Here is an 11,876-nt window from a genome sequence, read left to right as displayed (position 1 = left end):
TGCAGTGATCCCACGCTATTTTCTTCCACCCCGTTACGGCGCTTCTCGCCAAGATAGGGCGAGCTATCAAGAATGCGCTGCGGAACAGCGCATGGAGATAGTCCTTGTGCACCTAAGGTAGCCCGGGCTGGTGCCGTTAGTTCTATTGGCCCCCGGAACCACAACGAACCAAGGGGGAACTAGCACAAAACGAAAGGGCCTGGTTCCAAGAATGACCCATTACAAAAGATCACCATGACCAAACTATTTGCTTCTGAACCGCCGGAGATGAGTTGAGCTTGTGGTTCAAGATACAATCCGACGGTCACCTATCGTATCGATCAGGGGCTGCAAATGGCGTTCATACCGACGCCACTTGGCCTTGGACGAAGAGTAGAGCGGCTGGCGCACCTGTTGCACACTGGCGGTTCTTACACGTCGCTTACCCGAGTAGAACTCAAGGCAGGCATCGGTCCACTCCAGCCCGCAATAGTCGATGATCCCGCGTGCCACGCTGTCGATATCGTCCACCAGCTCCTCATAGCGGATGCTGTGAAAAGCGCCTTTGGGCAATGTCGCGTGCCAGTGGTTCATAAGACGCACGTAGTTGTTGTAATACCGTCCAAGCTCTTCCTGATCATAGCTGTGCAACTGGCTGCGCTCGAAAAGGCGGGTATAGCAGGACAGACATATGTCCAACGGATCGCGGTCGATATGGATGATCTTTGCGTTGGGCATGATCCCATGAATCAGACCGATCAACTGAAAATTCGCAGGCATTTTATCAACGACGTGACCAGCACCCGGCGCATGAAGAGACAAAGCATCCACATAGTCTTCAGCGCGGCGGGTCAGGGTCTCATCAGTGACTGAGCGTACAGATCGCGGCACGTTCGATGCCCCATCATCCAGACGCCCAAAAAGGTTCTGCAGGTCGTTCAGTTCCCCGGCGCCGACCACCTCGGGATGTGCATCCAGAATTGACTCGGTCAACGTTGTGCCCGAACGCGGCATGCCAACCACAAAGATTGGCTTTTCACTTGAAATGGAGTTGCCGCGCAAACGTTCAATCATGGACTGGTCAAACGTGGCGATCAGGTCATCCGTCAGCTCATCGGTTTCTGATGGGTCGTAGGCAACAAGCGAGCGCTTGATCCGCGCCCCTTTCTCGTAATTCTCAAAAGCTTCATCATAACGCCCCAGCTTTTCATAACAGTCACCCATTGCATAACGATAGGCGACCGCCTTTTGCGGCAGCATATCCGCAGCGTCCGGCAGGACGGCTTCCAACTGCTGGAATACGGGACTTTCTTCGGTGACTTTTTCCAGCCGCGCCAAAGCGATCAGAGCGCTAAGCTTATCATCAGCCGATTCTGCCGCGGTCTCGAAATGCTGACGCGCAATCTCAAAATCGCCTTGTTCGATAGCCAGATGGCCCAATGCAAGACGGCTTGCGGTCAGATCCGGTTTCAGCTCCATGGCGCGTTCATACAAAGCTGTCGCGCCCGCGACATCGCCCAAATGAGCCTTGGCCATCGCTGCCTGATGACACGCCGTTGCACTGTTTTCATCCAAGCGCAGTGCCTGCTCGGCTTCGATAAGGGCAAGCTTTGGATGGTTCTTCTCAAACAGAACCTGCGACAGACCAACAAAGCTGTCGGCTTTGTTCCCATCCAGTGAAATGGCGTTTCGAAACGCATTCTCTGCCTTGTCCAAATCGTTTTCGAGCATGAACAACCGTCCGAAATTCCGGTGCAGCTCGGCGTCACGTGGTGTCTTCTCCAACCGGTTTTCCGCAACGCTGCGGGCCTCGGACAGTTTTTCCACCTCAATCAGCACCGAGATGAGATTGTTGGCCGTCTCGGCAGATGCCGGATTGAGCCTCAGCGCCTTTTGATACAGCAGTGCCGCCTTATCCCGATCACCGTTGTCGCGCGCGATGCTTCCCAGATTGTTGATCGCGCGGTCGAATTCGGGGGCCAAAGCCAGCGCACGTTCCTGAGACGCTTCTGCCTGATCAAGATGGCCCTGATCATAGTAGACCAAACCGAGATTCGAATGAGCCGCGGCGCTGCCGGGTACGATTCGCGCCGCGCGCTCTCCAATCTCTCGTGCCTGATCCAATTGACCGGCAACGCGCAGTACTTCGGTGAAGTTCGTCAGGAAGTTACCATTCTCAGGCTGCAATCGCACGGCCTCACCAAGCGCTTTGACGGCGGGATCAAGCTGGCCGGTTTGAAATGCGATCAATCCAAGCATGTGATGCGCCGGTGCAAATTGTGGTGCTGCGCGAACAATCTCGGAAAACAGACCCACAGCAGGTTTGAGATGTCCCTTTTCATAGTGAGACATGCCTTGTGAGAACGCATCCTGCACCGAAAGCTGCTGCTGCCTTGCCATTAGTGTTACCTCATTCCTGCAGCGTTTTTGACCTGCAAAAGCGCATGTTTTTTGGATCGACCAGCTACTCGTAGAGCATTCTTATAGCCCAGTCTATTGGCCAGATTTTCCGGATAACACCAAGTATCAAAACGATATGTAGTGTGTGGTATGTGCAATACCGCAAAATATTTGAAAGGTTTATACAAAAGTCACATTTGTGCCCAGCTTCGCAGCTAGCTAGCTAATTTACCTATAGTAAACAAATAAAATTCCGAGGGGGTTTTCGGAAAATGAAGAGTAGCGCAATAAAGCGCCCACACACTCGTGTGGCGCGCGGGGGTCGTATTGTGAAATGGAAAGGGCAAGTGGCGAGTGTTGCGCCGTCGCTGTTCCTTGTTTCGGCTTCTGTTGTGGCATTGTCGGTCGGGACTGCGCAATCGCAGGTCATTTCGACGACACAAAACACCCGAGCAGTTGTTTCCACCGATGTGGATACCACAATTACGGCAACCGGAGCGGTCAACCTGACCACCAGCGGCGGTCCGGCCGTTCTCATTGATACGGACTATTCCAGCACAGCGATCAACAACGGCACAATTTCGGGCCCCTCTTCGGCCAGCGCCACCGGATTCGGTGTACTTCTGGACGGGGATCTCAGCGCGACCGGTGAGATCATCAACAACGGCACGATAGCTATCAACGCCGGCAGCAGCACCTATGGGGCGGCATTTGGTTTCCTGATGGGCGGAGACTATAGCGGTGCATTTGTGAACACCGGCACCGTCACGGCGAATGCACAGGCCACCAGCAGCGGCAGCGCAAGCGCACTTGGCGCGCTGTTCACAAACGGCGTTGAATCGACAGGTTCAGTTTTCAACTCGGGCACAATTTCAGCCACCGCAAGCGCAGCTGGAACCAGCGATGTTTCTGCACTTGGGCTTGTGTTCGTCGGCGATGTCGGCACGAATATCGACAACAGCGGCACGATCAGCGCCACTGCTGAAAACGGCTCGACCCTCGAGGCCCGCACGATCCTGATTACCGGGGCGCTGAATGGCGATGTCAACAACTCGGGTACGCTGCAGGCCACAGCGACCAATAACGGCACCAACGCCGAGGCTATTGCCGTTGAAATTCAGGGCAACGCCAACGGCAACTTAATCAACAATGGCAACGTGCAAGCCGTTGCAACCGGGCAGACGACGGCCACGGCCTGGGCCTACCACTTGGAAAGCGATCTGAACGGAAGCTTCAACAATACCGGAACGATTACAGCAACGGCGACTGCGACCTCTGGCGAAGCTGATGCCGCAGGACTGTATGTAGAAGGCGACACGACCGGAAACGTGGTGAACAGCGGTTCAATCAACGTTCGCGCCAACGCAAGCTCATCGGCCACCGCCGCCGCCGTCTATCTGTCCGGCGATTTCGATGGCAGCTTTTCGAATACCGGTTCTATCTCGGTTGTCTCGAACTCAACCGACGACGAAGGCGTTGCCAATGGTCTCTACGTGAGCGGAGCCATGACCGGTAACATCGTCAACGGGGGCAGCATCGATATTCGGGCCGAGGGCGTTTCTTCGGCGACAGCAGCAGCCTTTGATATCCGTGGTGGCCTGACCGGTAACTTCGTCAACACCGGAACTGTAACCGTCAACGCCACAGACACCACTGATGACGAAGCCGAGGCCTATGCCCTGACCGTGCGTGGTGGCATGGAAGGCGATATCTTTAACAGCGGCACCATTGCTGTCCGGGGCGACGGCTACTCATCGGCGACCGTCGCAGGATTCGAGATTCGCGGTGGACTGGAAGGCAACTTTCACAACACCGGATCGATCACTGCCATTGCGACTGATGAAACCGAAGAAGCTGAAGCCTATGGCCTTTATGTCAGCGGCGGCATGACTGGCAATATCGTCAACTCCGGATCGGTTCAGGCGATCGGACATGCGTATTCCTCTGCGACCATTGCCGGCTTTTACATCACAAGCGGCCTGACCGGCGATTTCAACAATTCCGGTTCGGTGACCGCTATTGCCACAGATCAGACCGATTCCGCCGAGGCGTATGGCCTGTATGTCTCAAGCGGCGTGGACGGTAACGTCACCAACAGCGGGACGATCTCGGCTACGGCATTTGCCGAAGAGGATGGAGCTTATGCATACGGCATATACTCGTCCTCCGATGTGAATGGCGATTTCGTCAACACCGGCGCGCTGATTTCACAGGCGACGGAAACCGCTGACTTTGCATCTGCTGTCGGATTCTACAGCGGTGGCGATGTGACAGGGAATGTCGGCAACAGCGGTTCGGTGGTTGTGCGCGCGTTGGGACAGACCTCTGCCTCTGCACGCGGTTTCCATTTCGGCGAGGGGCTGGACGGAGCCTTCTTTAATTCGGGCACCATCGACGTCAGATCGGTTAGCGCCGCTGCTCGGTCACGACCTGTTCCCCCTCCACCACCATTTGCAGTTGTCCCACCGGATGCAAGCGGCGTCTTCGTAGACGGCGGTGTCTCGAGCGATTTCATCAACACTGGTTCCGTCGCAGTGCGTCACGATGCAGTGACCGAGGCCAATGCCGCAGGCTTCTACATTGGTGAAGATCTTGATGGCAACTTCGTAAACCAGGGCTCCATCTCTGTCACGGCCAACTCAAGCGATGACGAGGGCGTCGCCACCGGGTTGTACGTTGGCGGCGCAATGACCGGAAGCATCTTCAACTCCGGCAACATCAACATTCGTGCGGATGGGGTATCATCAGCTACGGCGATCGCATTCGATATACGTGATGGGTTGACAGGCGATTTCGTCAACACCGGAACGATTACGGTGCATGCACGCGATGTCGTGGATGATGAAGTCGAGGCTTTTGGGCTTCAAGTTCGCAATGGCATGACCGGAAACATCATCAACACTGGCACTGTCGACATTCGTGGAGAGGGTTATTCCTCGGTCACTGCGACAGCCTTTGAAATCAGTGGCGATTTCAACGGAACCTTCCGCAACAGCGGAACGATCAGTGCCGTCGCCATCGACCAGACGGATGAGGCTTATGCCTATGGTCTGTATGTCAGCGGCGAAATGGAAGGCGATATCATCAACACCGGCACCATCTCGGTCCGAGGTGAGGGGAATTCTTCAGCAACCGTCGCGGGTATATACATCCGCAATGGCCTTGAAGGTAACTTTGTGAATTCCGGTTCAATCAGTGCAGTCGCGACTGACGAAACGGAAGAAGCAGAAGCCTACGGCCTGTATGTCAGAGGCGGGATGACCGGCAATATCGTCAACACCGGTTCGGTGAGCGCCCGAGGAGAGGGTTACTCATCTGCGACCGTCTATGGATTCTATATCCGCAGCGGACTTACCGGAGACTTCTTCAATTCCGGCTCCGTCAATGCCTTTGCACAGGACGAAACATCCTCGGCCGAAGCCTATGGCCTGTATGTCAGTGGTGGGTTCGAAGGTAATGCGATCAACAACGGCGTCATAACCGTGCAGGCGATCGCCGATGAATCCCAGGCCTATGCATATGGCATCTACTCATCCTCAACGCTGGATGGTGACTTTACCAATACCGGCACGATCTCGGCACAGGCAACTGCACCCGATTCCTTTGCTTCGGCAGCCGGTTTCTATGCCGGTGCGCTTGTAAGTGGGAACATCGCAAACAGCGGCACGATATCAGCGCAGGCGCAGGGTCTTGGCTCTGAAGCGCAAGCGTATGGCATCTACGCGAGCGGAGTAGACGGCAACGTTTCGAACAGCGGAGCAATCACGGTTAAGGCCGATGGTGAAACCTCTGCAACAGCAGGCGGTGTCTATATCAGCAACGCGTTAGCGGGCAGCTTCACCAATGCGGGTTCGATCAACGTGACCTCCACGGATGCCACGGACGAGGCCGAAGGATATGGTCTCTATGTCGGGGACGATGTCGCGGGCGACATCACCAACAGCGGCTCCATCACTGTTTCAGCCAAGGGTGAAACAAGTGCGTCGGCTTATGCAGGCGCCATCCAGATCAGGGACGGTTTTGACAGCACGCTCTCGAATTCTGGCACCATCAGTACCACCAGTATTTCAGGTGCAGATGATGCTACCGCGCGTGGCGTCTATGTGCGTGGGAACACCGGGGGTCGCGTTGCGAACACCGGCAGCATCATGGTTCGGGCCGAAGGTGCCCAGAATGTCAGAGCGCAGTCGATCCTGCTCTATGATGAGGTCACCGCAGACATCTCCAACACAGGCACCATCAGCGCCGCTGCAGCAATAGCGAACGGCACTAACGATGCCGAAGCGCTGGCTGCGGGTATCTGGGTCGAGAATATGCAGGGCACGTTCTCAAACACCGGATCTATCACGGCAAGCGCAACGGGTGGTCCCGCTGCGAATGCATATGGTCTGTATTTCGAGAACTTTGACGGCGTGATTACGGATGTAGGAACCATCTCGGCCACTTCCGACGGCGGTGATGCTTATGCGATCTATCTGGGAACCGGCAAAGGTGTCCTGAACGTAGATACGAAAGACAACATCTCGGGCCGGATCCGTGTTGGTGATCACGATGTGAATCTGGACGCACAAGGGGGTAGCAAAGTCTTCAGCTTTGAGGACGCCGCACCAACTGTGGGAACATTCACCACCAAGATTTCGGATCAGGACTCTGCCTGGTTTGTCCAGAACGAAGGTGGGGCAGCTCCGGTATATGCTGTCGTTGACGGGACCGACGTTGCAACGCCGGGCGATGTCGTCGCCATGTTTGGCAGCGTAGTAGGCAGCAGCGGCAATGCGCTGCAGTTCCAGCAAGCCCCGCAGGTAACACAAGGTGTTTCGTTCAGAAATGCGCCCGGTGCGACTTTCGGTGGGTTCCGCCCGTTTGCAATGATCGACGCAGAATATCGCGAGTTCGAGAATGATCCTGACGTCAAAACCGATGTGAAGCTGTTCAACGGCAGTGCCGGACTTTCCGGCCAGACAGAAAACGGCATTGCACTGGCTTTTGGTATGGGCGTGTTCACGGCCGATGGTGATAGCCGCACGACCGACTTTGACACCACCGGCTTCTATCTGGATGCAGCGGTGGGTCGCCAGTTTGGCGCGTTCACGGTTGAGGCCGGGCTTGGTTACGGCTGGCTTTCGACTGATCGAACACGTCAGATCACGGGCAGCGCCGATGCAAAGGCAGATTATGACAGCACACTGCTGACTGCACATATCGGTGTTGAGCGCGCGTTCGATGTCAGCGACAATTTCGGGCTGATCGGTTTTGCAGACGCCAGATATACCAATCAGAAGGATGATGGTTACACGGAAACCGGCTCGGTCGCGAATGCCACGGTCGGAGACATCACAACCGAGGTGATCGAAGCCCGGTTGGGTGCCGAAGTTGAAAAACAATTCAACAATGGCGGAGTTCTGTCAGGCCAGCTAAGCGGTGTGCTGCGCCGTGGTCTGGGGGATTCGCAGGCCGATGTCTCCGTCTTCTCATCAACTCAGAATGTGATCTTTGCATCGACAGACTTTACCGGTGCAAGCGTCGCAGTTGGTTATGAGAAAGATCTGGTTCAGGACATGCTGCTGGAGCTGAAGGCCGAACAGGAGATCGGCGATAATGCTCAGGGCCCGTTCCTGCGCGCCGGTCTTAAGTGGTCGTTCTAAAATAAAAATCTCTGCGGCACCTACCCGGTGCCGCAGAGACAAATTCCTGATGACAGCGCCCTCCTACCTAACGCTGTGTTTATGTAAATCGAAACATGGCTGAATAAGGGCTTGTCTCAGACGTGGTGCCTGAGCTAACCAAAGGTCACGCAGGGGAGTCCCACCGAGGGGACTGAGAGGCTGACGGGGCATTGCCCGGCGACGCGACCCTTTGAACCTGACCCAGTTGATACTGGCGTAGGAAGCTAGGGCGCGCAGGCCATGGATCCGGGCGGGCGCACTCCGAACAGGGGGCCGTACACCCTCTCGTTTCCCCAAGCCAAAACTCATCTGGTGTCTTTTTGAGTTGAACTGCTTGAGGAGCACCAACATGAATGTCCCCAACCCCAAAATCACCACAGGTGAACTGCCTGCTTCGTGTAAGATCTATGTGAATGGCACACTGCACCCTGACGTCCGCGTTCCAATGCGCGAGATTTCGGTCCACCCGACAGCGGGTGAGCCGCCGTTGCCGGTCTATGACAGCTCCGGCCCCTACACCGATCCGAACGTGATCACCGACATTCGACAAGGCCTGACACCATTGCGTCGCAAATGGATCGAATCGCGCGGCGATGTCGAGGAGTATGAAGGGCGCGAGATCAAGCCCGAGGATAACGGGTTTGTAGAAGGCGACCGCCTGACGCCCGAGTTTCCGGTGCGCCCGCGGCCTCTGCGCGCAACAGATGGCAAGGCGGTGACGCAACTCGCTTACGCCCGCGCCGGGATCGTGACGCCAGAGATGGAGTTCATTGCCATCCGCGAAAACCAGCTGCGCGAGGCCGTGGCCGAGCAACGTGAAGGCAATGATTGGGGTGCCAACATACCGGACTATGTGACTCCGGAATTTGTGCGGGATGAGGTCGCCGCAGGTCGCGCGATCATCCCCGCCAATATCAACCACCCCGAAAGCGAACCTATGATCATCGGGCGCAATTTTCTGGTCAAGATCAACGCCAATATGGGGACCTCGGCGGTGACCTCTTCGATGGAAGAGGAGGTGGACAAGATGGTCTGGTCGATCCGCTGGGGCGCCGACACGGTCATGGACCTGTCCACAGGCCGCAATATCCACAACACCCGTGAATGGATTATCCGCAACTCACCGGTTCCGATCGGCACCGTGCCGCTCTATCAGGCGCTGGAAAAGGTGAACGGCATTGCCGAGGACCTGACATGGGAGGTGTTCCGTGACACGCTGATCGAGCAGGCCGAACAAGGCGTGGACTATTTCACCATCCATGCGGGCGTGCGCCTGCACATGGTTCCAATGACGGTGAACCGGGTGACGGGCATCGTGTCGCGCGGCGGATCGATCATGGCCAAGTGGTGCCTGCATCACCACAAGGAAAGCTTCCTGTATGAGCATTTCGATGAGATTTGCGACATCTGCCGGGCCTATGATGTGTCGTTCAGTCTCGGGGACGGTCTGCGTCCCGGCTCCATTGCTGACGCCAATGACGAAGCACAGTTTGCCGAGCTCGAGACGCTGGGGGAGCTGACTAAGATCGCCTGGGCAAAGGACTGTCAGGTAATGATCGAAGGCCCCGGCCATGTGGCGATGCACAAGATCAAAGAGAACATGGACAAACAGCTGGAGTGCTGCCACGAGGCCCCCTTCTACACGCTTGGCCCCCTGACCACCGACATCGCACCCGGTTATGACCACATCACCAGTGGCATTGGCGCGGCGATGATCGGCTGGTTCGGTTGCGCGATGCTCTGTTACGTCACGCCCAAGGAGCATCTGGGGCTTCCGGATCGGGACGACGTGAAAACCGGCGTGATCACCTATAAGATCGCCGCCCATGCGGCGGATCTGGCAAAGGGACTTCCAGGCGCGCAACGCCGTGACGATGCCCTGTCGCGTGCCCGGTTTGAATTCCGTTGGGAAGATCAATTCAACCTGTCGCTCGACCCCGACACCGCGCGCGAATTCCACGACCAGACTCTGCCGAAACAAGCGCACAAGGTCGCTCATTTCTGTTCGATGTGCGGGCCGAAATTCTGCTCGATGCGGATCAGCCACGACATCCGGTCCGAGGCGCAAAAAGAAGGAATGGAGGCCATGGCCGCCAAGTTCCGGGAAGGTGGAGATCTTTACCTGCCTGTTGAAGACTGACCGGTATGGCGAGACCGGTCCAACCGGTCTCGCATCCGTCTGAAATACGGACCTAGGAGATGTTACATTGAACACCTAAATAGACCGCATCAGGCAAAAAAACAGGGTTTACCGGTGACTAACGGACTGAGTGAGCAACACAGCAACGCCATAAAATATTGGGCAAAGCAGCATTCAATTATTCGAAAAGTGATCCTCTTCGGCAGCCGGGCTCGTGGTACGCATTCCGCAAACAGCGACTTTGATCTGGCAATACAAGTGTTCCCGGCCAGCCCGCATCACTATGCTCAGATGGCCTATATGGACTGGCATGACCGCCGCGTGGAAGATCTGGAAGCTGCGCTGAATCACAGGGTTCAGCTTGAGTGGTTTGCACCGGGGGCAGGACTGGCCATCGAAAGATCGATAAAATCCGAAGGCGTCACGGTTTTCTTTCGTCAGTACTTCGAAGACGAGGCCGGTTAGTTGTTGCGTATGCGGCTGACTTGACTCGCAAAGCTTCGAAAACTGGTGCAGCGACTGCCGAAACGGTTGGCGAAGCCCGAAGGGCTTCAGCCAGTCACTGTATAGACGGTGCTGAGTATCCACAACGCAGCGGCCAGCAATGCAAAGGTCGCTACCGTGGATACTCCGAAACCCAGCACATTGGCATTGCGATACGGGCGCATCAGATTGTCAAACCCTGATTGGTTCAGGGGCCCTTCACTCACCTTAAGTTCTGCAATGAAGTGAGACATCATGGGGGTGTTTCTGGCAATCAGCGTACCCAGACCACGGCACATGATCCACAACGTTGGCAGGAGGGGCGGAATACAGGCAATGCTCAGCACAATGGCAGCCGGAACACCACCCTCACGGAACGGACCTACCAGGTTCACCCAGTCGTTACTTACGCTCTCAGGTGTCAAAACCAAGATCGCATAGAGAACGAACACCATCAGAAACGGGATAATCAGCGCTAGCACAAGTCCGATCGCCGCAATGCAGACCAGCCCGGCGAGGATGGCCACATCACCGGCATCATGCCATCGCAACGCGCTGAGAATTTCGACCATCGCGACAAACGCAAGCCACGCACTGACGGCGATAAATAGGATGAAGATCAACATCGCTCCGTGGGTCGCACCCAGATTACCCAGATACCCCAACACAAATGCCGCAGACAGAGCCAACCCAAGCACAAAGGCCATCTTGCGCTCGTTCGGCACCAAAGTGACCAGGAAACCGGACATCATAAACAGCCCAGTGTTTTCGAAGACCCGACTATGCACAATCAGAAACACACCGTAGCCGATCTGATACGCCAGATCATAGTAAGTATCTGATCCCCCGAAGAAACGGGCACTCAGCTTGTCCCGATCTACTGCCGCCGCCACAAACGCAAACATGGGCAGCACGCTGATGGCTGCCTGAAACCAACGCTTGTTCGCTGGAACGTCATCGTTAAAAAAGCTCCACGCTCCGTAGGTTGTGATATCAAAAAGCGCCCAGCCCAAGTAGATTGCACTGACCACAAAGACGGAGGATAGCCCAAGTGCCCAAGCCACCGTTTTCAAAGTAAACGGACTTTCGCCGTAGCGGAAACTAAACAACATCGTTGGGTCCGCGCTGGGGTCAATGAATGTGTAAGGCCCACGCAACAAATACAGGCCAATTGTCCCCTGCCGGGTTTGTGGGTTTGCGATCAGGTC

Annotated in this window: 5 protein-coding genes and 1 riboswitch; of the genes, 3 read left to right on the top strand and 2 right to left on the bottom strand. The window is 55.9% G+C overall.

Annotation, left to right across the window (positions count from 1 at the left end; all coding sequences use genetic code 11):
* Positions 1-285: 285 nt before the first annotated feature.
* Complete coding sequence (locus tag ACR0CW_RS12315) at positions 286-2,379, bottom strand: sulfotransferase (RefSeq protein WP_480788013.1); 2,094 nt, start codon at positions 2,377-2,379, stop codon at positions 286-288.
* Between the two features lie 272 nt (positions 2,380-2,651).
* Between ACR0CW_RS12315 and ACR0CW_RS12310 the strand changes: the two genes are divergently transcribed.
* The 3 genes from ACR0CW_RS12310 to ACR0CW_RS12300 all read left to right on the top strand — a co-directional run bounded on the left by ACR0CW_RS12310 (position 2,652) and on the right by ACR0CW_RS12300 (position 10,650).
* Positions 2,652-8,024, top strand: a complete 5,373-nt coding sequence (locus tag ACR0CW_RS12310) for a hypothetical protein (RefSeq protein WP_480788012.1) — start codon at positions 2,652-2,654, stop codon at positions 8,022-8,024.
* Between the two features lie 141 nt (positions 8,025-8,165).
* Positions 8,166-8,285: riboswitch (TPP riboswitch) on the top strand.
* Between the two features lie 109 nt (positions 8,286-8,394).
* A complete protein-coding gene (gene thiC, locus ACR0CW_RS12305; protein ID WP_480788011.1) occupies positions 8,395-10,185 on the top strand; it encodes a phosphomethylpyrimidine synthase ThiC in 1,791 nt (596 codons plus the stop codon).
* A 114-nt stretch (positions 10,186-10,299) separates the two neighbouring features.
* Entirely contained in the window at positions 10,300-10,650 is a 351-nt protein-coding gene (locus ACR0CW_RS12300; protein WP_170333615.1) for a nucleotidyltransferase family protein, read from the top strand.
* 86 nt (positions 10,651-10,736) lie between these two features.
* Here ACR0CW_RS12300 and ACR0CW_RS12295 read toward each other — a convergent pair whose 3' ends face one another.
* A complete protein-coding gene (locus ACR0CW_RS12295; protein ID WP_480788010.1) occupies positions 10,737-11,780 on the bottom strand; it encodes a hypothetical protein in 1,044 nt (347 codons plus the stop codon).
* Positions 11,781-11,876 lie beyond the last annotated feature (96 nt).

The sequence above is a fragment of the Ruegeria sp. CH6 genome (assembly GCF_056537005.1).
The sequence above is the reverse complement of the archived record's forward strand: the minus strand, read 5'-3'. Positions and strand labels throughout refer to the sequence as shown.